Source organism: Nocardia sp. NPDC020380 (assembly GCF_044386975.1).
In the GTDB taxonomy this organism is placed as follows: Bacteria; Actinomycetota; Actinomycetes; order Mycobacteriales; family Mycobacteriaceae; genus Nocardia.
In genome coordinates this window covers 32124-53534 of record NZ_JBIRVQ010000028.1, presented here as the reverse complement: position 1 = coordinate 53534, position 21411 = coordinate 32124, and the positions used below count along the sequence as shown (strand labels likewise).

The following is a 21411-nucleotide window of genomic DNA, read 5'->3' as shown; positions in this document are numbered from 1 at the left end:
CACTGGTAGGGAACCCGGAACCGGTCGCCTACCTGGACATCTTCGGATAACGGGAAGGTCTCGAGCGCTCCGTCACAACCGCCTCGCGCCCGGTCAGCGGGACCTCGGACGGGTCACAACGAGCGATAGTGCGCGCGCTCCTCGGCCGTCAGATGCTCGGTCGCATAACTCAGCGCGGTCCGGCCCATATGCGCCGCATGCGCATCCAGAAAAGCCGTCAACTGCGCGCGATCCACCCGCTTACCGATTTCCCGCAACATCCAGCCGACCGCCTTCTGAATCAAGTCACGCCGATCCGGCAGATACCGCTCACACAGTTCCAGCGTCGTCGACGTATCCCCCGCCTTGATGAACGCGAAAGTGGCCAGCAGAGCCACCCGCCGCTCCCACAGCGAATCCCCGCCCGCCAACTCGAACAAAACCGCACGCGGCCGCTCCAGCAACCACGGACCGAGCACGAACTCCGCCGAACCGTCCACCAGATCCCAGTTGTTCACCCGGCCCCGCGCCACCGCCGCCAGATACGCGCCCACAATCCGTTCCTGCGCCGCCACATCGGGCGCACGTTTCCGCATCGCCTGCGCCATCCGCGCATTCAGAATCAGCAAACCCGCCAAGCGGAACTCGTGCACCTCACTGTCGAGCAGTTCATCGATCTGCGCCAACGGCAACTCCGCGAAACCCTGCACCACTTTCCGGGTCTGCGGCACCCGCACACCGATGAACACATCCCCCGCGCCGTACTCCCCCGGCCCGGTCTTGAAAAACCGCCGCAGATGCACCGCATCCGCGGGATCCGCCACCTTCGACAATTCCGCCCGCACCGCCGCGGCCGTCAGCTCCGGATTCGTCACCACACCATGATCAGGCACGGCACCGACAGCAATCCGAATTCACCGGCCGCGACGGGCGGGCGATTCACGACCCAGCTGTTTCGACCGCGGCCTGTAACAGCACCTCGCCGAACTTGCGCATATGATCCGCGCCGCCATACCAGGCGGCCACCAGATCCACGGCAGCAGAACGCGTCGCGCGAGCCACTCGCGCCAGCTCCGCGACCGACAGCTCACCGGCCTCCGCCTGCTGCGCCGCCACATCCAGCTCATGACTCGCCATCAGCAGACGCATGATGTCCTGCAGGCCGACCGCCGGCGCGGCGGCAGCGGGCGCCGGGCGTGGGGGCGTCACCGCGGCGACGGACGGAACAGGCTGCGGCGCTTCCGGTTCGGGAGCCGCGCGATGCGAAGTCACCAGCGGATCCGGCGCGGCACGGCGCGGGGACGACTCGGAATCCTGCATCACACGCTGAATGACCGCGTCGGATTCCACTGCGGAAGCTACCGATTCGGCGGCGGCACGACGCGCGAACGACTCCGGATCCGCAATACGCCGCGGCAGCCCGGCCGCTTCCGGCTCGGGTGAGCGGGACGGCTCCGGGGAGACCTCCGGCTCGGGCCGACGACGGCGGCCCTCCGACGGCGGCTCGGGCGCGGCGACCCGGGGCATCGAACCGGTATCCAGGTCGGAACCCGCGAACCGCGACGAGCGACCGGAATCGCTTGCCGCCGAGGGAGATCCGGTACCACCGGCGGTGAACAGCGCGCCGGGCGCGGCACCTTGATCGCTACCCGAATAGCGCGGGGCGGGCGCGTATTCGGGCTCGTTCGAGACGAAACGCGGTAGTGAGGAATCCGATTCGGAAGGCGCGAAACGCGGCAACGACTCCGCCTCGGGGGAGGCGTAGCGCGAAGACGACCCGGAATCGGATTCCGGAGATGAATAGCGCGGCAACGGGGCGGGCTCCGCCTCTTGCGACGAATACCGCGGCGACGATGCGGCATCGCCGCCCTGCGACGAATACCGGGGCAGCGACGCGGGATCCGCCTCCTGCGCTGAATAGCGCGGGGACGACGGGGGATCTACTTCGGGCGACGAAAAGCGCGACAGCGAGGACGGATCCATGTCGGGCGACGAAAAGCGCGACAAGGACGACGGATCCGCTTCCTGCGGCGAAAAGCGTGGCAACGACGAGGAACCCACCTCGGGCGACGATAGGCGCGGCAAGGAGGGGGAATCGGATTCCGCCGACGAGAAACGCGAGAGTGGGGCGGGGTCCGGGTCGGCAGGGCGGGGCGGGGATGCCGGCTCCGGCTCGGGTGTCACGAAGCGGGGCGGGGATATCGGCTCCGGTTCGGGCGTCATGAAGCGGGAGAGGGTGGTCTGCTCGGCTTCGGGGGTTACGAAGCGGGAGAGGGACACCGGGTCCGGGTCGGCGGCCGCGCGGCGGGCATCCGCCTCCGCGGCGATCCGGCGCGACAGGGACTCCGCATCGGTGGCCCAGGACGATGCGGCCGACCGATCCTGCGAACGGGGGGACGCGACCTCGGGGGCCGGCATCCGGGTCGGCAGGGGATCGGGGGCGCGGTTCAGCGGGTACGCCGCCTCGGCTGCGCTGCCGGGGAACACGGTCGAATCCGTGGCGCCATTGGTGAGGTACGCCGAACCGGACGAGCCGTTGGAAAGAGACATGGGATCGGAAGAACCGTTCGAAAGATAGGGGGAACCGGTCGCGCCGTTCGAGAGATACGACGAACCGTTGGAGAGATACGCGGAATCCGCCGGCGGACCGGACGAATACGGGGAATCGGACGGAGGCGACGACAGCCGCGGCGGCGACCAGCGCTCCGCCTCCCCCCGCTCGGGCGGTTGCTCCGGCCGATCCGCGGCGCGGCCGTACCCACCACTGTCGGCGCCGGTCAGCAGCGGAGCCGAGCCCGGATCGCTGCTGCCCGACCGAGTGAGGCGATAACCCCGGCGCTCGTCCGGGGATTCGCCCCGCGAGGCGGTGTAGTCGGCATCCATGGGCGACATTGTTACCCCGACCGGGGCTCGGGTGCGAGTCGGGTCGCCGCGAAAGCTATTCATGAGCAAAGGTATTGGGGCGTTGACGCCGGTCAGCAAATTCAGCCCATGTGTGCCATGCCCGCGGCAACCACCTGGGCCACATTGAAGATCTCGTCCGCCGTCGGCAATGTCATGCCGTCCAGCGCATGCAAACGGTCGGTGCTCGCGATCGTGAACATGGCCGAAACCCATGCTGCCGCACAAGCTCGCAACGTACCCGGCTGCACCGGGGACGGGGCGCTCGCTTGCAATACCCGCGCCGTCACGTCCAGTAGCTGGTCACGCATGCGGCGTAATTGCTTCCGTACATCGGGATGGGTGTCCGCTTCGCGCCACATGATCACTCGCAAAACCGACGAATGGTGATCGCGGAGATTCAGTGCCGCGTCCAGATTCACCAGGCTCTTCACCGGATCACCCGGCGCCACCAGGGAATCGATGTCATCGATCGGTTCGGGCGGGACGCGCTCGGCCATCAATGCCGACAGAATCGCGTCCTTGGTGGGGAAATAATAGAAAACCAGGCCTTTGGGGACACCGGCCGCGGTCGCGATGGCGGCGGTCGGGGTCGCATCGAATCCCTTTGCCGCGAACAATTTCTCCGCGGCATCCAGGATGAGCTGACGGGCGTCGCCGTCCTCTTTCTTGGAACGGCGACGCCCCGCTCGCGGTCGTGGCATCTGCATCAGTGATGCGTCACCGAGTTCAGACGACCCGACACCGCCGGCATAGCCGCGGCCGCGGTGGCCACGGTCAGCGCGCCGACGATCCACGCGGTCCACGAAGCACCGCTGTAGTCGTGGAAATTCATCACCCACGGCGAGATGAACAGCAGCACGCCCAGCACGCCCATGGCGTAATCGGCGGTGGTGCCGGCCATCTTGGCCAGGTGACCGAGCCCGCTCAGCGCGATCAGCACGCCGAGCACGATCAGGGTCCACAGAGCGCGGTTGCTGTGCGCCACCCAGATGGGCGACAACGCGGCGACGACGCCGAGAACGACGGCGACGGCGTCCTGTGCGCGGCCTTCGGTGAACATGAGGGGCCTCCTTAAGGCTGAGGATATGTCCTGATACCGGTATATTCCTGATTGACCGCCCGATCAATAAATGTTCAGCTACGATTCGGCGGCAGCTCGAATGTGGCGCGGGACACATCGGCGCGGGACCCGGGGAACCGATAGGGTTTCCCCTATGTCGCAGGCGGTAGAACACGTTCTAATTGTTGGTGCGGGGCTCGCGGGACTCCGCACCGCCGAAGAACTGCGAAAGGCCGGATACGAGGGCGAACTCACCCTCCTCGGCGACGAGAACCGGGCACCCTACGACCGGCCGCCACTGTCCAAACAGTACGTTCGCGGCGAAACCGACGACACCACCCTGCGGCCCGCCGAATTCTTCACCGAAAAGGGCATCGACCTGCGACTCGGCGCCACCGCGACCGGGGTCGACACGGTTGCGCGCGAGGTCACCCTCGCCGACGGCAGCCGCCTCGGCTACGACCGGCTGATCATCGCCACCGGGCTGCGGCCACGGCGTATACCCGGCTTTCCGGACGTTCCCGGCGTGCACGTGCTGCGCTCCCACGACGACGCGGCACGGCTCCGCGAACAACTCGCAAATACGGGCGAAGCGGTTGTCGTAGGCGCCGGGTTCATCGGCTGCGAACTCACGGCAAGCTTTCGCGCCCGCGGCGTGGACGTCACACTCGTCGAACCGCAGGCAACACCCCTTGCCGCCGCACTCGGCACCGAGGTCGGCGCACTCGTCGCACGCCTCCACACCGAGGAAGGCGTCGACGTCCGCTGCGGGATCGGCGTGGAATCACTTGTCACCGAAGGCGACACGCTGCGCGGCGTGCGGTTGAGCGACGGCACCGTCATCGACGCCGGCCTGGTCGTGATCGGCGTCGGATCCGTACCCGTCACCGACTGGCTCGCCGACTCCGGCATCCCCCTCGCCGCACCCGCCGACGGCGGCGGCGTACTCACCGACGACACCGGCCGGACCAGCGTCGACGGCGTCTGGGCCGTCGGCGACGTCGCCGCCTGGCCACACCACAGCGGACGCAACAAACGCGTCGAACACTGGACCAATGCCGGCGAACAGGCCCGGCTGCTCGCCGCCGCCATGCTCGGCGTGGAACCGGCTGCGGGCGTACAGGTTCCCTACGTCTGGAGCGACCAGTACGAGCTGAAGATCCAGGTTCTCGGCACACCCGGCGGCGCCGACGAAGTACGGATCGTCGACGACCAGGGGCGGAAGTTCCTCGCCCACTACTTCCGGGACGGTGTCCTCGTCGCCGTGGTCGGCGCGGGTATGACCGGCAAAGTCATGAAAATGCGCGGACAGCTCGCCGCCGCCACCCAACCCGAGGCCGCCCACTAGCGACCCGGCTGCGCTGCAACCGCCGATCGGACGGCGGTAACGCACTATTTCGACCCGCAGTTCGCGAACAGCGGGGGTACTTCACTACCGTGACAAGTGTGATCGTCGCGCTCATCGACTCCGGATTTGGGCTGCTGCCCACTGCCGCCTGGTTGCGGAAGCTGCGGCCCGATCTCGACCTGCTGCTGCAGAACGACCCCGACGGGGCACCGTGGGGGCCGAAACCCGAGCAATGGGTCGTCGACCGGGTACTGGACACCGCCCGCGCCTCCCTGCGCGAAGGCGCGGAAGTCATTGTGCTGCCCTGTAATACGGCCAGCGTCACCGCGCTCGAACACGTCCGCGCCATGGTCGGGCCGGACATTCCCGTCATCGGCACCGTGCCCGCCATCAAACCCGCCACCGCCGCCTGCCGGAAAGTAGCGGTCTGGGCCACCGCGGCCACCACCGCCAGCGCCTACCAGGCCGACCTCATCGCCCGCTTCGCCGGCGACGCCGACGTCACCGGAGTCGCCTGCCACGGCCTCGCCGACGCCATCGACCGCGGCGACCTCCCCGCCATCGCGCACGCCATCGCCGACGCCGCCGCCCGCACCCCCGCGGATACCGAAGGCATCGTGCTCGGCTGCACCCACTACCCCCTCGTCCTCGACGACATCCTCTCCGCACTCCCCCACGGAGTCCGCGTCTTCGACAGCGCCCAAGCCGTCGCCGCCCAGACCCTCCGCCGCATGGACGCCCTCGGCCGCCCCACCACCGGCACCGGCACCGTCCGCGTCATCGCCTCCGGCCGCCCCGCCCGACTCCCCACCGCCGCAGCCTCCTTCGACTCCGGCCGCATCCTCGGCGCCGTCCAGGCCGAACCCGCAGTTTGACCCCACTCACCACCGCCCCACCGCCGCAACGTATTCGGGCGAGAGGAAGGCGATTGGGGAAGTGCGGGTGGATATTCGGGGCAGGAATGGCGAAAGGGCCGCTCCCCCTTGGGGGAACGGCCCTCTCAGCGATTCAGCGAATCACTCAGTGATTCAGGGAATCACTTGATGATCTTGGTGACGCGACCGGCACCGACGGTGCGGCCACCCTCACGGATCGCGAAACGCAGGCCCTCTTCCATGGCGATCGGCTGGATGAGCTTGACGCTCATCTCGGTGTTGTCGCCGGGCATGACCATCTCGGTGCCCTCGGGGAGGGTCACGACGCCGGTCACGTCCGTGGTGCGGAAGTAGAACTGCGGGCGGTAGTTGTTGAAGAACGGGGTGTGGCGGCCACCCTCGTCCTTCGACAGGATGTACGCCTGGCCCTCGAACTCGGTGTGCGGAGTCGTGGTGCCCGGCTTGATGACGACCTGGCCGCGCTCGACATCCTCACGCTTGATGCCACGAACCAGCAGACCGACGTTGTCGCCCGCCTGGCCGTTGTCGAGCAGCTTGCGGAACATCTCGATGCCGGTGATCGTGGTCTTGGTCGACTTCTCCTTGATGCCGACGATCTCGACCTCTTCGTTGACATTCACGATGCCACGCTCGATACGACCGGTGACGACGGTGCCACGACCGGTGATCGTGAAGACGTCCTCGATCGGCATCAGGAACGGCTTGTCGGTCTCACGGACCGGGTCCGGGATCGACTCGTCGACGGCGTTCATCAGCTCGATGATCGACTCGGTCCACTTCGGGTCGCCCTCGAGCGCCTTCAGACCGGAAACACGCACGACCGGCGCGTCCTCGTCGAACTCCTGGGTGGCCAGCAGCTCGCGGACCTCCATCTCGACGAGCTCGAGGATTTCCTCGTCGTCGACCATGTCGGACTTGTTCAGCGCGACCAGGATGTAAGGCACACCGACCTGACGGGCGAGCAGCACGTGCTCACGGGTCTGCGGCATCGGGCCGTCGGTAGCCGCCACGACCAGGATCGCGCCGTCCATCTGGGCGGCACCGGTGATCATGTTCTTGATGTAGTCGGCGTGACCGGGGGCGTCGACGTGCGCGTAGTGGCGCTTCTCGGTCTGGTACTCGACGTGGGAGATGTTGATCGTGATACCACGAGCCTTCTCCTCCGGAGCCTTGTCGATCTGGTCGAACGCGAAGGCCGCGTTCAGGTCCGGGTACTTGTCAGCCAGCACCTTGGTGATCGCCGCGGTCAGCGTGGTCTTGCCGTGGTCGACGTGACCAATGGTGCCGATGTTGACGTGGGGCTTCGTCCGCTCGAACTTCGCCTTCGCCACTGTTGTCCTCCTGGACTAGTTAGTGCGTGCTTTTTTGCAGCAGTGCGGTTTGTATTACAGGGGGTCGTTCGACGACCTGCTCGGGGCGAATTCTCGCAAACTCGCCCCGACAGCGATTACTCGCCGGTCGCCTTGGCGATGATCTCCTTCGACACGTTGGCCGGAACCTCCGCGTACGAATCGAACACCATGGAGTAGTTCGCCCGGCCCTGGGTCTTCGACCGCAGGTCACCGATGTAACCGAACATCTCCGAGAGCGGAACCAGCGCCTTGACGACACGGGCACCACTGCGTTCCTCCATGGCCTGGATCTGGCCACGGCGGGAGTTCAGGTCGCCGATCACATCGCCCATGTAGTCCTCGGGCGTGATGACCTCGACCGCCATCAGCGGCTCGAGGATCACCGGACCGGCCTTGCGGGCCGCTTCCTTGAGGGCCATCGCGCCGGCGATCTTGAACGCCATTTCCGAGGAGTCGACCTCGTGGTAGGCGCCGTCGAGCAGCGAGACCTTCAGGTTGACCAGCGGGTAGCCGGCCAGCACGCCGTACTGCATGGCATCCTGCGCACCGGCGTCGACCGACGGGATGTACTCACGCGGCACACGACCACCGGTGACCTTGTTCGCGAACTCGTAGGTCGCACCGTCCTCGCCCACGAAGGGCTCGAGGGAGATGATGACGCGCGCGAACTGACCCGAACCACCGGTCTGCTTCTTGTGGGTGTACTCGAGCTTCTCCACCGTCTTGGTGATGGTCTCGCGGTACGCCACCTGCGGCTTGCCGACGTTCGCCTCGACCTTGAACTCGCGGCGCATGCGGTCCACGAGGATATCGAGGTGGAGCTCGCCCATACCGCCGATGACGGTCTGGCCGGTCTCGTCGTCCAGCTTCACCGAGAAGGTCGGATCCTCTTCGGCGAGCTTCTGGATCGCGACGCCCAGCTTCTCCTGGTCGGACTTGGTCTTGGGCTCGATCGAGACCTCGATGACCGGATCCGGGAAGGTCATGGACTCCAGCACGATCTGGTTCTGCGGATCGCACAGGGTGTCGCCGGTGGTGGTGTCCTTCAGGCCGATGACCGCGTAGATGTGGCCGGCGGTGGCGTTCGGGACCGAGTTCTCCTTGTTGGAGTGCATCTGGAACAGCTTGCCCAGACGCTCCTTCTTGCCCTTGGTCGAGTTGATGACCTGGGCACCGGAGTCGACCTTGCCGGAGTACACGCGGATGTAGGTCAGCTTGCCGAAGAACGGGTGCGCCGCGATCTTGAACGCCAGGGCCGCGAACGGCTCGTCCGGCGACGGATTGCGGTGCAGGACTTCTTCTTCCTTGCCCGGGATGTGGCCATCGGCGCCACCGTCGTCCAGCGGGGACGGCAGGTAGTCGATGACGGCGTCGAGCATGGGCTGCACGCCCTTGTTCTTGAACGCCGAACCACACAGGATCGGGTAGGCCTCGGAGTTGACCGTCATCTTGCGGATGGCGCCCTTGATCTCCTCGATCGAGAGCTCCTCGCCACCGAAGAACTTCTCCAGGAGGGCCTCGTCGGACTCGGCGACGGCCTCCAGCAGTTCCTGGCGGTAGATCTCGGCCTGGTCCTTCAGATCCTCGGGGATCTCCACGACCTCGTACTGCTCACCGAGCTTGGTCTCACCGCGCCAGACCTTGGCGTTGTTCTCGACCAGGTCGACGATGCCCTCGAAGGTATCCTCGGCGCCGATCGGCAGCTGGATCACCAGCGGGCGCGCGCCCAGGCGGTCCTTGATGGTCTGCACGGTGAAGTAGAAGTCCGCACCGAGCTTGTCCATCTTGTTGACGAAGCAGATGCGCGGGACGTCGTACTTGTCCGCCTGACGCCACACCTGCTCGGACTGCGGCTCGACACCTTCTTTACCGTCGAACACCGCGACGGCGCCATCGAGCACGCGCAGCGAACGCTCCACCTCGACGGTGAAGTCGACGTGCCCGGGGGTGTCGATGATGTTGATCTGGTTGTCTTTCCAGAACGTGGTGGTCGCGGCCGACGTAATCGTGATGCCGCGCTCCTGCTCCTGCTCCATCCAGTCCATGGTGGCGGCGCCATCGTGAACTTCACCGATCTTGTAGGTGATACCGGTGTAGAAGAGGATGCGTTCGGTGGTCGTCGTCTTACCGGCATCGATGTGGGCCATGATGCCGATGTTGCGGACCTTGTTGAGGTCGGTGAGCACGTCCTGTGCCACGGAAATCTTCCCCGCTCGTAGCTAGTTGGGATTAACGGGAACGGCTCCGGATTTTCCGTGAGCCATCTCTGTCAACGTCTGGCGCGGCGGCTGAGTGCCCTGGGGCGGCCCGGCCGCCGGATCAGACGTGTGACTCGCATCCCGGCACATCCGAACGGAGGGCCGGGCTGCAGGTCACCAGCGGTAGTGCGCGAACGCCCGGTTGGACTCGGCCATCTTGTGGGTGTCCTCGCGACGCTTCACCGAAGCGCCCAGGCCGTTGCTGGCATCCAGCAGCTCGTTGGCCAGACGCTCGACCATGGTCTTCTCGCGACGAGCGCGGGAGTAGTTGACCAGCCAGCGCAGCGCCAGGGTGTTGGCGCGGCCGGGACGAACCTCGACCGGCACCTGGTAGGTGGCGCCACCGACACGACGCGGCTTGACCTCGAGGGCCGGCTTCACGTTGTCCAGCGCGCGCTTCAGCGTGACGACCGGGTCGGTGCCGGTCTTCTCGCGAGCCTGCTCGAGGGCGCCGTAAACGATGCGCTCGGCAGTCGACTTCTTGCCGTCCAGCAGGATCTTGTTGACCAGCTGCGTCACCAGAGGGGAGCCGTAGACCGGGTCGTTGATCAGGGGACGCTTAGGAGCGGGACCCTTACGCGGCATTAGCTCTTCTCCTTCTTGGCGCCGTAGCGGCTGCGGGCCTGCTTGCGGTTCTTGACACCCTGGGTATCGAGGGAGCCGCGGATGATCTTGTAGCGCACACCCGGGAGGTCCTTCACACGACCACCGCGGACGAGCACCATCGAGTGCTCCTGCAGGTTGTGACCCTCACCGGGGATGTAAGCCGTGACCTCGACCGCGCTGGTCAGGCGAACACGCGCGACCTTACGCAGCGCGGAGTTCGGCTTCTTCGGGGTCGTGGTGTACACGCGGGTGCACACGCCACGACGCTGCGGGCTCCCCTTGAGGGCCGCAGTCTTGGTCTTGGCGACCTTGTCGCGGCGACCCTTGCGGACCAGCTGGTTGATGGTTGGCATAGACCGGCTTTCCTTATTAGTAACCAGGTGTCTGGAACTTCATGTCTTTGTCATTCGAGCTTTCCGCCCTGTTCTCGCGGCATTTCGCCTCCACGAGGTCGGGCGTGTCGCACGCAGCTCCGGGGCCTTTTATCGGGCACGCTGGAACGGTCAGCCGCTCTCGCTGGCCTACGTACTGCACACGAACCTGCCCGAATGCTTCCGGGCACAGGGATCCACGATACCCGGAGGCTCTACCAAGGCCAAAAAGGGGTCCCCGGACGGGGGGCTGGTAGAGCGATTATTGGGCCAGATTGAGGGTCAGTTCAACCAGTTTCTTGGCTGCTGCGCAGGGGTCCGGATGGGCGGATCCGGGCCGGTAGTTGACCCACCAGCCGATGATCCCGGTGTCAGCGGCGGGTGCCATCACACCGCAGGAGTCGGCGTCGTTGGGGCGCTGGGTCTGGATCGATCGGCGACCCTGGACGGTTATGTCGTTGGTCACATAGCCGAGTTTTCCGTTGTTCGTCTTCTCGTTGGCGATCGAGCCCTGCTCGTACCAATTGAGGGTGACCAGGCCGCTGCCGGCGCTGCCGCCGGTGATGTTCCACATGCAGACCGCGCCGTTGAAGGACGGTTCCAGGCTGGTGCCGTCGCCGACCGTCTTGGCGATGTCGTCGAGGGCGACGACATCGCATTCGCGGAGCAGCTTGTCGAAGTCGGTATTGATCTTGCCGGGGCCGCTGGTGCTCTTGCCGGCGGGCAGGGCGTTGCCGGAGATGGTCTTGCCGCAGCCGCCGACGGTGGCGGTGACCGCCAGCACGGCGAGGATCACCGCGGTCCGTGAGCGTCGTCCGGGGCGAAGTGTGCGCCGCATGTCCGTCCCCTTCATCCGAGCCGCTGCACGGTCAGTTCGGCCATCTGCCGGACGCGGTCGCAGGGGTTGCCGAGATTGCTGCCGCCGAAGAGGCCGTAGGAGATGGACCATTCGAAGAAGTCGTCGTCCAGCTGTACGGCGAGGTCGCAGATGCTGTTGCCGGGATCCAGGGCCTGGAAGCCGGGCTTGCCCTTCACGTCGATGGTGTCGGGGGCGCGGCCGACGCTGGACACCCAGGCCTTCTCGCGGTCGATGGGGCTGCCGCGGTAGGACGCGAAGGTGACGCTGGCGCCGCCGAGGCCGCCGGCCTGCCAGTTGCAGCCCACCGAGTTCTTGTACACCTGGGTGACCGCGCCGAGCGCGCCCAGCTTCGCCACCTCGTCGTCGGTGAGGTGTCCGCACTCACCGACGAAAGGGCCCAGGGTCGCCACCTTCGGCGGGGCCTGCACCGGGCCGTTGCCACCCGAATCGCTCTTCCCCCCGCACGCAGACAGCAGCACTACGAGGCTGAGCCCCGCAACGATCGCCGACGTGATCCGCATGCCCCGACAATACTGTGCACCGCCCAGGCAAGCCTGATTCAACAATCCCCCAAAGGTTCGCGGCCGTCTCGATTCTGGACTGAGTGGAGCGGGGGAGCGCAGCGGAGGAGCGGAGGGAGGGAAGAATCGAGACTTCAGGGCCGCGAACCCGCCCGGAGCGAAGCGGAGGGCAGAAGATACAGCTCAGAGGTTTCCGCGCGCGTCCTGTTCGCGCTCGATGGCCTGGAACAGCGCCTTGAAATTGCCCTTGCCGAAACCGAGTGAGCCGTGCCGCTCGATGAGCTCGAAGAAAACGGTGGGGCGGTCGGTGACGGGCTTGCAGAAGATCTGCAGCAGATAGCCGTCCTCGTCACGGTCGACCAGGATGCCGCGAGACTTGAGCTCCTCGACGGGAACTCGGACGTGGCCGATGCGGGCGCGCAGTTCCGGGTCCTCGTAATAGCTGTCCGGGGTGTCGAGGAATTCGATGCCCTCGCGGCGCAGGGTGTCCACGGCGGTGAGGATGTCGCCGGTGGCGAGCGCGATGTGCTGGACGCCGGGGCCGCGGTAGAACTCCAGGTACTCGTCGATCTGGGACTTCTTGCGGCTGACGGCCGGTTCGTTGAGCGGGAACTTGACGCGGTGGTTGCCGTTGGCGACGACCTTGCTCATGAGGGCGGAGTAGTCGGTGGCGATGTCGTCGCCGACGAACTCGGCCATGTTCTGGAATCCCATGACGCGGCGGTAGAACTCGACCCACTCGTCCATCTGCCCGAGTTCCACATTGCCGACCACGTGGTCGATGGCCTGGAAGATGCGCTTGGGCGCGCCCTCGCGCGGGGCGTAGGCGGAGCTGCGGGTCACGTAGCCGGGGAGGTAGGGGCCGTTGTAGCGAGAGCGGTCGATGAGGGTGTGCCGGGTTTCGCCGTAGGTGGCGATGGCGGCGGAGCGGACGGTGCCGTGTTCGTCGGTCTCGTCGTGCGGTTCGACGAGGATCTTCGCGCCGTGATTGCGCGCCCAGTCGATGCAGCGGTCCACGTCGGGGACCTCGAGGGCGATGTCGATGACGCCGTCGCCGTGCCGATCATGGTGTGCGACAAGCGGACTGGCGGGATCGACCGCGCCCTGGACGACGAAGCGGGCGCCGCCGCTGCGCAGTACGAAGGACTTGTGATCACGGTTGCCGGTCTCGGGGCCGCTGTAGGCTTCGAGCCGCATGCCGAAGGCGGATTCGAGGTAGTGGGCGGTCTGGGTGGCGTTGCCGACGGCCCAGACCAGGGCGTCCCAGCCGGAGACGGGGAACGGGTCCGCGGCGGCGTCGTGGTCGACGAGGCCGACGAGACGGCGCAGGTCATCGGGTTCCGGGAGGTCGGCGGAGTGCTGGGCTGCAACGTCGATGCTCATGAACTCAGCAAATCGCCATGGTTCCAATTGGGCAATATCGCCGAATTCGAGTAGACACCCTGGTGAATTGGGGCATCATTTGCTGCGTTGTGCTGGACAATTTGAATAGAAGCAACGTCCCCGAGCGGAAGGTCCACCATGGCGCGTACGCCGGCCAAGCTGGACGAACTGGATCTGGCCATCCTGACTGCCATGCACGAGTATCAGAAGGCCGGAATCCTGGAGTTGTCACGGCGCACGCGGGTCGCCCGCGCCACCGTGCAGTCGCGCATCGCGCGCATGGAGGAGGCGGGGGTGATCTCCTCCTATGATCCCCAGATCGATGTCACCGCAGCGGGTTTCGATGTGCAGGCGTTCGTGACGCTGGAGATCGCGCAGGGCGCGCTGGACGCGGTGGCGGCCGATCTGGAGAACATTCCGGGCGTGCTGGAGGCCTATGCGACCACCGGGACCGGCGATGTGCTGTGCCGGATAGGAGCGGATTCGCATTCGGGGTTGCAGGCGGTGCTGCTGAGTATCGATCGGTCGGGTGCGGTGGTGCGGTCGCACAGTGTGGTGGTGCTGTCCACGGTGGTGGAGCGGCGGGCGCTGCCGTTGCTGCGGACGTTGACGCCGGCGAGTTCGAGTAAGGCTCCGGCATACCGGAATACGCACTGAGCCGAGTTATCCCGAGCCTCTTCAGATTCGGGTCAGGCGGGTGATCAATCCACGGACGTGCGCGTCGGCGGCGTCGCGGGCGTCCGCGGCGTGGCCGGATTCGAGGGCGTCGAGGATGCGGCGGTGTTCGCGCAGTGCGATGCGGCGGTTGCGCGGATGCTGCCAGAGGTCGCCGCGGTAGAGGTGGGCCTGGGCCTCGAGGCGCGCGAGTTCCTCGGTGAGCGTGCGGTTTCCGGAACGATCCCGGATGAAGGTGTGGAACTCGAGATCGAGTTCGGTGTCGCGGGCCGGGTCGGCATTGTCGAGCAGGTTCTCCTCCTGTGCCGACAGCATGGCCGCGAGTTTGCCGAGATCGAATTCGGTGAGCCGGGTGGCGGCGGCCTCGGCGGCGAGGCCGTCGAGGGCGGCGCGCACGGTGAGGACTTCGCGGATGCGGTCGTCGTCGACGACGGCGACGCGGGCGCCGGCGTGCGGGACGGTCACCGCGAGGCCCTCGTAGATGAGTTGCTGCACGGCTTCCCGGACGGGACTGCGGCTCACGCCCAGCCGGGCGGACAGCGCGAGCACGGACAGCGGTGCGCCGGGGGCGAGTTCACCGGACAGCACGAGCTGCCGCAGTTGCCGGTGTACCGAGGGGCCGAGCAGTTCGCTGTCCGCGTCCGTCATGGGTGTCCTTTCCCGATGGTGTCGAAACTACCGTTGCGGCCGGTAGTTGGCCTGCACGCGCTGGGTGAGGAAATCGGCGGCGGTGACGGGCGGGTAGGCGCCGCCGGGCCCCTGGATGACGGCGTCGCGGTCGGCCTGGGCGAAGTAGGCGATGCTGTAGCGGTCGCCCTGATATTCCTCGGGGCCGGGGCCGCGGACCCGGTGGAAGTTGGAGGGCAGGGCGTCATCGCTCCAGCGCGTGAGCATGTCACCGATATTGCAGGTGATCAGGGCGGATGACGGGGTGATGGAGGTCCATTGCTGGTCGTCCATCTCCTTGCCGGGGCAGACTTGCAGGCCGCCCTGGCCGTCACGCTGGAAAAGCAGTGTGAGGCAGTCGAAGTCGGTGTGGGCGCCGGCGCGCCAGCGGCCGGGGACGTCGCGCAGTTCGGGCGGGACGGCGAAGTAGTGCAGCAGGCGCAGGGTGGATTGGTAGTGGGGTGAGGCGGGATCGTGTGCGGCGGTGAAGTGTTCGCGGGGGAAGCCGAGGCGGTCGGCGAAGCAGGACAGCACGCGCATGGCGACGGTCCAGCAGGCGTGCTCGAATTCGAGTATCGCACCGGTGAATCCAGGTAGTTCGGTGTCGGCGGGCCAGAGCCCGGTCATGTGCGGGCGGGTGATCTGGTAGGACTCCTTCTGATCCGGGACGCCGATGGAGGGGCGGACCTGGGTGAGGCTCTCCCACCCGGCATTGTTCGCTTTGACCAGTGGGTACTGCGCTTTGACGGGTTCGGGGAGGGCGAAGAAGCCGCCGGTGCGCGCGAAGATGTCGTCGATCTGCTGCTGCGGGATGCCGTGGCCGGAGAGCTGGAAGAAGCCGATCTCGGTGGCGGCGGTCCAGAGTTGCTCGGTGATCTCGGTGCGGCGGGCGTCGAAATCGGTGAGGTCGACGACCCGGATCTCGCGGGTGTCGGTTTCCGAGCCGAGGCCGCCCATGCGCTGTTCGCGGGCGACTTCGGACAGGTCGTAGCTGGAGGTCATGGGATTTCCTTGTGCGGTCAGGGTTTTCAGCCGGTGACGGTCTTGTCGAGGAATTCGGTGGTGACGAGGTCGCGGGCCGCGAGGTGGTCGGGGACGGCGGCGCCGCTCTTGCGCAGGATGGGGGCGAAGCCGTCGATGACGCGCTGCACCCGGGCCAGGTCGAAACTGCCGATCACGCCGTCGGTGTCGGGGCCGATGAGGCCCTTGTCGATGAGGGTCTTCGAGCCGTACGCGGCGAGGGCGGCGCTGTAGGGCGTGAACTTCGGGGTCTTGGCGACGACGTCGACCACGATGTCGTTCACGTGGGTCGGGTCGGCGCGGAATTGGGCGGTGGCCCTTTGGATCATGGGGACGAGGCGTTGCAGACAGGGTCGCAACTCGTTCAGTTTGTCGGCGCGCACGTTGACGGTGCGGGCGTAACCCTCGTAGCCGACGTCGCGCAATAGTTGATACGCGACGGGTTTCTGCCAGGCCGACACCTCGTGCTCGTAGACGTAGGGCTCGGAGTTTGCGAAGCCCTGTTGCGCGAGGGTGGGATCGGCGACGAAGCGGGACGGGGAATTGTCGTAGGAGGTGTCGATCTGCTTGCTGTTCAGTAGCCCCTTGGAAACCAGCCAGTCGGGGTAGAGCTGACCCTGCGAGACCACCACGGGTGCACCGGTTTTCCCGATATCGGCGATGCCGTGCCAGTCGGGATGGCTCTTCGGGTCCCACATGATCATCTGCGGACTGTCTCGCAACAGAGTGGTGACGGCGATCAGGGGTTGTTTGGCGGCGGCGGCCACGGCCTGTTCGGAATGGCTGAGCCCCAGCGTGATCGAGGGGTCGACATACATCTGGGAAGGGACGGTCTGGAAGCCGATGGCGGGACCGCCGGCCCGGATCTCCAGTTTCACGCCGGTGTCCTTGCCGTCCGCCACGAGTGGGCCGGTGACCTTGCCATTGTCGGCGTCGACGCGGTAGCCGGGGCCGAGCAGGCCGAAGAGCGGGCCGGAATCGGTTTCGGGTTCCCATTGCAGCTGGACGACGACGGTAGCGGGGCAGACGCCCGAAAGCTGCTGGGCGGCAGGCGCGGCGGGCAGGCTGACCGGGGCGGAATCGGTGGTACCGGAGGACGAGCAGGCGGCGGTGGCGACGGTGAGTGCGGCGACGGCGGCCACGCCGAATCCGCGCAGGCGGGGGTGCATGATTCTCTCTTTCAGCGGCCGGAGGGGTGCCAGCGGCCGACGGTGAGCCGCTGAGCGGCGGTGAAGACAGCGAAGACGGCGACGCCGAACAGCGCGGCCAGGACCAGGGCGGCGAGCAGATCCTCGGATTGCAGCCGGGCGCGGTACATGTCGAGCAGCGTGCCGATACCTGGCTGCCCCTTGGCGAAGAACATGTCACCGATGACGGCGCCGGTGACGGAAAGTCCGGCGGCGGTGCGCAGCCCGGCCATGATGGACGGCAGCGCGGCGGGTAGTTCCAGGGAGATCAAGCGGCGCAAGCGGTTCGCGCGGCCCAGGATGAAGAGTTCCCGCAGATTGCGGTCGACGGATTGGATGCCGAACAGGGTCATGGCGATGATCGGATGCACCGCGATGAGCACGCACACGATGGTGCGGGCGGTCGAGCCGTAACCGAACCAGAGGCCGATGAGGGGCACCACGGCCAGCACCGGAATGGCTTGCAGCACCACCGCGTACGGGTACACGACGCGCTCGACCACCTTGGCCTGGCTCATCAGCACCCCGATGGCGATGCCGAGGACGGCGGCCACGGCCAGGCCGGTGACGGCCACCCGCGCGGTGACGGCCAGCGCCCGCAGCATCACCTCCAATTTGGCAGGATTACCGAGGGATTGGGTGAACACCTGGTCCGGTGTCGGCAGCAGGAACCGCCGGTCGGGTGCGAGCAGTAGCAGGGAGACGGTGTACCAGGCCGCGAGCGCCAGGCCGATGCAGACGACCGGGACGGCCAGCCGCGCGAGCAGGCGCCGCGGCCGGAAACGCAGGACCGGGCGGGTACGGACCGGTGCGGCGGGTAAGGCGAGACCGACCATCAGGAGGCTTCTTTCAGGGATCGGGACACGCGGGACACCAGTGCGGTGAAGGCGGGTTCGAAGCGCAGTTCGCGGCCGCGCGGATACGGCAGGTCGATATCGATGACCTCGTGCACGCGGCCGGGCCGGGCCGACATGACCACCACGCGTCCGGCCAGGAAGACCGCTTCGGAGACCGAGTGCGTGATGAACAGGGCGGTGAAGGCGTTGTCTCGGTACAGCCGCAGCAGTTCCTCCTGCATGCTCAGCCGGGTGATCTCGTCGAGCACGCCGAAGGGTTCGTCGAGCAGTAGTAGTCGCGGTTCCAGGGTCAGGGCGCGGGCCAGCGAGACGCGCATGCGCATGCCGCCCGAGAGCTGACCCGGCAGTTTGGTCGCGAAGTCGGCCAGGCCGACCGCCGCCAGGGCGCTGGTGGCGCGGGCGCGGCGGGTGGGGCGGTCGATGCCGCGCAGTTCGGCGCTGAGTTCGACATTGCGCTGCACCTTGCGCCAGGGCAGCAGGGTGGCTTCCTGGAAGATGAAGCCGACCGAATCCGCCTCGACCACAACCCTTCCCGCCGTGGCCTGCTCCAATCCGGCTGCGACGCGGAGCAGGGTGGACTTGCCGCAGCCGGAAGGCCCTACGACGGCGACGAATTCGCCGTTGCCGATGCGCAGGTCGATATCGGCGAGGGCCACGACCTCGCCGGTGCCCGTGCCGTCGTAGCGCTTGCCGACGCCGGCGAAGCAGATCTCACCCACCGCACTCACCTTCTCTCCTGTATTGCGTGCACTGTGCGCGTTAGATCAGTGTTGCCGAGTTGAATTACATGCAATCGATGGCCTGTTTCGAAATCATTAACAGCTACTGCATGTCGCCTAGCCGCTTCGTGAGCGTCCGCTCGTCGGTGCGGGCGCTGCGGCCGTCGCGAAGTACGGCGTCACCGTCGACCCATACGGTGTCCACCACGCGCGGTGATGCGGTGGTCAACAGGGCCGCACCCGGATCGCGCACCGGCAGGCAGGCGAAGTCGCGATCGAAGCGGAGCAGGACCAGGTGGGCCGGCTCCCCGACGGTCACGCCGGCCGGGCCCGCGGGCAGGCCGAGGGCGCCGGCCGCGCCACGGGTCGCCATCTGCAGCATGTCGGGAAAGCCCAGCAGGTCGGCCTGCCGATGGGCGGCGCGCTGCAGGTAGGCGCCCATGCGCACGGCCAGCAGCATGTCCTGGGTGTCATTGCTGGCCGCGCCGTCCACGCCGAGGCCGATATCGATTCCGGCGGCCCGCATTTCGGGGATGGGCGCGATACCGCTGCCCAGCCGCATATTGCTGAGCGGGTTGTAGGAGACGGCGACCCCACGCTCGGCGAAGACCTCCCGGCCGTGCTCGTCGAGGTGGCAGCAGTGCACGGCCAGTGTGCGCGGTCCGAGCAGGCCGCCGCGGTCCAGGTAGTCGACGGCCGAACAGGCTGCATGCAATCGGCACATGTCATCGTCGGTGGTCGTCTCCGACAGGTGGATGGAGATGGTTTTGCCGGTGCGCCCGGCGTATTCGCGCACGGCGGCCATGCCGTCGGGGGTGAGGCAGCGCGGGTTGGGCACGGCCAGCGCGGTGGTGATGCGGGAATCCGCCAGGCGCGCATCGAGATCGTCGATATGAGCGAGGACGTCGGGAAGTGGTTGCAGCAGCCGGGGATCCATCCCCCAGCGCCGGGAGGCGTCGGACCGATCGGCGATGCCGCGCCCGAACACCACGCGGATACCGAGTTCGTCCAATGCCCGCAGCGCCGCATCGTGCACGGCTTCCGAAGGATTCGGCCACATGTGCTCCACCACCGTGGTGACGCCGCTGCGCAGCAGTTCGAGCCCACCGGCCAGCGCGGCGAGATAGGTCTGCTCGGGTGTGGCCGCCACGGTGAATTCGCCGACGCAGTGCAGCCATTCGAGCAGCGGCAGTCCCTCCCCCGCCCCGCGCAGTACGGATTGCTGCAGGTGCGTGTGGGTGTTCACGAATCCTGGAATCAGATGACCGCCGCTACCGTCGGCCCGCGGCAGGTCGAGACCCGTTCCCGCACCGGCGCCGACAGCGGTGATGCGTCCGTCCTCGACGACCACATCCTGTCCTGCCAGCCAGGCGGGACCGGTGGGTGTGGCGGCGTAAACGGTGACGTCGTGAATGACGGTGGACAAGGGCGTAATGCGCACCATGCGGCATTCCTCCGGGAAATGCGGCTGGTTCGCCCGCTCGGTGCCGAACGGTGCCCGTACGCCCGTTGCAGCCGGTGAGCGCCGTGCGGGAGAGCCTAACCGGACCGTATTGCGTGGTTGTTAAACCTCATCGGACGGACCGTCCCCGCCTCGGATCGCCTGCGCCGCAGTGCGATCAGGGACGGAGATTCGCTCCCGCGTCGAGGATCTCGACGCTCGGGGTACGGTCCGGTTCCAGGAAGCCCAGTAGCGCATGGGCTTCCACTTCGACCGCGGCGCGTTCGGCCTTCGACCAGGTGGTGTGGGGACTGATACGGAGACGGGCGGTGTCGCGCTCGGGGAAGATCTTGTAGATGCCGGATAGGTAGCCGTCCACCAGGATCGAGGAGACCTGGGCGGCGAACGCCTGCAGGGGCGGGGCGGAACCGTCGGGGATGATGCGGGTGCGGTCCTGGTGTGAGAGCAGGGCATTGTCGTACCAGCCGAGGAAGCGCACGGGGGCGGGCAGGTCCGGGTCGGCGAGGGCGGTGCCGGCGGCGTCGTAGAGGGTGCGGCCGCGGTCGTCGGTGTAGAGGCGGATGCGGTCGCCGAGGCTTTCGACGGCCTTCTTGATGCCGGTGAGTTTGGACCAGGTCTGCATGTCCATGGTGGTGGCGGGGCCGAAGGCGCGCAGGTAGCGCAGCAGCAGTTCGGCCAGCGGGTAGCCGGGATCCAATGGTGCGCCGAGCCAGGGTTCGACGCGGGACCAGACGGGCCGACTGCTGTCGCCCCAGCGGCCGCGCGGCGGGGTCTGCAGGACGGGGAGCTGGTAGAGCCAGGTTTGCAGGACGGCGCCCGGATCGCGGTCCGGGTAGCGGGCCGCGGCGTGGGTGCGCAGGTCGGCGGCGGGCATGGGTTCGTCGCCGAGGACCGCCTCGCCGTGCGCGCGGACTTCCTCCGGGTCGAGGCCGACCATGGCGCCGTAGTTGAAACCCTTACGGAAGGGGATCTTTTCGAGTTCCGGCTGGATGTGCGGTGCGATGCGCACCGCGTCCGGCGGGGTGACCAGGTGAATGGTGCCGCGCATCAAGGTGATTCGCACCAGGGAGCGATCGTCGAGCCCCTTCGACACCGTCTCCGGGTCGAAATCCCTTATGCGGCTCCAGGATGCGACGAACGGCGGCAGCATGTCCTGCGCCTGCAACCCGATCAGGTGATCGCAGAGCTCCGGAACCGTCAGCGCCGAACGTTCCAGCAGATACTGGCGCTCGAGCAGTGTCCGGTTCAGAATCCGGTTGGACAGCTTCACCATTCGCTCACGGTAGCC

Annotated in this window: 21 protein-coding genes; 3 read left to right on the top strand and 18 right to left on the bottom strand. The window is 67.0% G+C overall.

Annotated features, from left to right (window positions below; translation table 11 throughout):
* Window positions 1-113: 113 nt before the first annotated feature.
* From ACH438_RS44760 to ACH438_RS44745, 4 genes are all read right to left on the bottom strand, one after another.
* Complete coding sequence (locus ACH438_RS44760; RefSeq protein ID WP_397017137.1) at window positions 114-854, bottom strand: DNA alkylation repair protein; 741 nt, start codon at window positions 852-854, stop codon at window positions 114-116.
* A gap of 64 nt (window positions 855-918) precedes the next feature.
* A complete protein-coding gene (locus ACH438_RS44755; protein WP_397017135.1) occupies window positions 919-2862 on the bottom strand; it encodes a hypothetical protein in 1944 nt (647 codons plus the stop codon).
* A 101-nt stretch (window positions 2863-2963) separates the two neighbouring features.
* A complete protein-coding gene (locus ACH438_RS44750) occupies window positions 2964-3590 on the bottom strand; it encodes a TetR/AcrR family transcriptional regulator (protein ID WP_397017133.1) in 627 nt (208 codons plus the stop codon).
* Window positions 3590-3943: an SPW repeat protein gene (locus tag ACH438_RS44745; protein ID WP_397017131.1), complete on the bottom strand. Its 354-nt coding sequence runs from the start codon at window positions 3941-3943 to the stop codon at window positions 3590-3592. Before ACH438_RS44745 ends, ACH438_RS44750 begins: the two co-directional genes overlap by 1 nt.
* Window positions 3944-4097: 154 nt before the next feature.
* Between ACH438_RS44745 and ACH438_RS44740 the strand changes: the two genes are divergently transcribed.
* Entirely contained in the window at window positions 4098-5291 is a 1194-nt protein-coding gene (locus ACH438_RS44740; protein ID WP_397017129.1) for an NAD(P)/FAD-dependent oxidoreductase, read from the top strand.
* Window positions 5292-5389: 98 nt separating this feature from the next.
* Window positions 5390-6166, top strand: a complete 777-nt coding sequence (locus ACH438_RS44735; RefSeq protein WP_397017157.1) for a glutamate racemase — start codon at window positions 5390-5392, stop codon at window positions 6164-6166.
* Window positions 6167-6327: 161 nt separating this feature from the next.
* Here the strand turns inward: ACH438_RS44735 and tuf are convergent, their stop codons facing one another.
* The 7 genes from tuf to hppD all read right to left on the bottom strand — a co-directional run bounded on the left by tuf (window position 6328) and on the right by hppD (window position 13537).
* Window positions 6328-7518 (bottom strand): elongation factor Tu, encoded by a 1191-nt coding sequence (tuf, locus tag ACH438_RS44730; protein WP_397017127.1) that lies wholly within the window; start codon window positions 7516-7518, stop codon window positions 6328-6330.
* A gap of 116 nt (window positions 7519-7634) precedes the next feature.
* Window positions 7635-9737: an elongation factor G gene (fusA, locus tag ACH438_RS44725; protein ID WP_397017125.1), complete on the bottom strand. Its 2103-nt coding sequence runs from the start codon at window positions 9735-9737 to the stop codon at window positions 7635-7637.
* A 174-nt stretch (window positions 9738-9911) separates the two neighbouring features.
* Window positions 9912-10382, bottom strand: coding sequence for a 30S ribosomal protein S7 (rpsG, locus tag ACH438_RS44720; RefSeq protein WP_040813378.1), 471 nt, complete (start codon window positions 10380-10382; stop codon window positions 9912-9914).
* Entirely contained in the window at window positions 10382-10756 is a 375-nt protein-coding gene (gene rpsL / locus ACH438_RS44715) for a 30S ribosomal protein S12 (RefSeq protein WP_014353064.1), read from the bottom strand. Before rpsL ends, rpsG begins: the two co-directional genes overlap by 1 nt.
* A 280-nt stretch (window positions 10757-11036) precedes the next feature.
* Window positions 11037-11612 carry a DUF3558 domain-containing protein gene (locus tag ACH438_RS44710; RefSeq protein ID WP_397017122.1) on the bottom strand — a complete coding sequence of 192 codons (576 nt, stop codon included), beginning with the start codon at window positions 11610-11612 and terminating at the stop codon, window positions 11037-11039.
* Window positions 11613-11623: 11 nt separating this feature from the next.
* Window positions 11624-12154 carry a DUF3558 domain-containing protein gene (locus tag ACH438_RS44705; protein ID WP_397017120.1) on the bottom strand — a complete coding sequence of 177 codons (531 nt, stop codon included), beginning with the start codon at window positions 12152-12154 and terminating at the stop codon, window positions 11624-11626.
* 183 nt (window positions 12155-12337) lie between these two features.
* A complete protein-coding gene (hppD, locus tag ACH438_RS44700; RefSeq protein ID WP_397017118.1) occupies window positions 12338-13537 on the bottom strand; it encodes a 4-hydroxyphenylpyruvate dioxygenase in 1200 nt (399 codons plus the stop codon).
* 138 nt (window positions 13538-13675) lie between these two features.
* On the opposite strand from hppD, the gene ACH438_RS44695 reads away from it, so the two are divergent.
* Window positions 13676-14194, top strand: coding sequence for an Lrp/AsnC family transcriptional regulator (locus ACH438_RS44695; RefSeq protein WP_397017116.1), 519 nt, complete (start codon window positions 13676-13678; stop codon window positions 14192-14194).
* A gap of 21 nt (window positions 14195-14215) precedes the next feature.
* On the opposite strand, the gene ACH438_RS44690 is transcribed toward ACH438_RS44695, so the two are convergent.
* The 7 genes from ACH438_RS44690 to ACH438_RS44660 all read right to left on the bottom strand — a co-directional run bounded on the left by ACH438_RS44690 (window position 14216) and on the right by ACH438_RS44660 (window position 21396).
* On the bottom strand, window positions 14216-14860 hold the full coding sequence (locus tag ACH438_RS44690; RefSeq protein ID WP_397017113.1) for a GntR family transcriptional regulator: 645 nt from the start codon (window positions 14858-14860) through the stop codon (window positions 14216-14218).
* Between the two features lie 27 nt (window positions 14861-14887).
* Window positions 14888-15880: an isopenicillin N synthase family dioxygenase gene (locus tag ACH438_RS44685; RefSeq protein WP_397017111.1), complete on the bottom strand. Its 993-nt coding sequence runs from the start codon at window positions 15878-15880 to the stop codon at window positions 14888-14890.
* Window positions 15881-15906: 26 nt separating this feature from the next.
* A complete protein-coding gene (locus tag ACH438_RS44680; RefSeq protein WP_397017109.1) occupies window positions 15907-17067 on the bottom strand; it encodes a nitrate ABC transporter substrate-binding protein in 1161 nt (386 codons plus the stop codon).
* Between the two features lie 11 nt (window positions 17068-17078).
* Window positions 17079-17921, bottom strand: coding sequence for an ABC transporter permease (locus ACH438_RS44675; protein WP_397017107.1), 843 nt, complete (start codon window positions 17919-17921; stop codon window positions 17079-17081).
* Window positions 17921-18670: an ABC transporter ATP-binding protein gene (locus ACH438_RS44670; protein WP_397017105.1), complete on the bottom strand. Its 750-nt coding sequence runs from the start codon at window positions 18668-18670 to the stop codon at window positions 17921-17923. The genes ACH438_RS44675 and ACH438_RS44670 overlap by 1 nt, the downstream gene beginning before the upstream one ends.
* Before the next feature lie 94 nt (window positions 18671-18764).
* Window positions 18765-20105, bottom strand: a complete 1341-nt coding sequence (locus ACH438_RS44665; RefSeq protein ID WP_397017103.1) for an amidohydrolase family protein — start codon at window positions 20103-20105, stop codon at window positions 18765-18767.
* A 175-nt stretch (window positions 20106-20280) separates the two neighbouring features.
* Window positions 20281-21396, bottom strand: coding sequence for a winged helix DNA-binding domain-containing protein (locus ACH438_RS44660; protein WP_397017101.1), 1116 nt, complete (start codon window positions 21394-21396; stop codon window positions 20281-20283).
* Window positions 21397-21411: the final 15 nt, after the last annotated feature.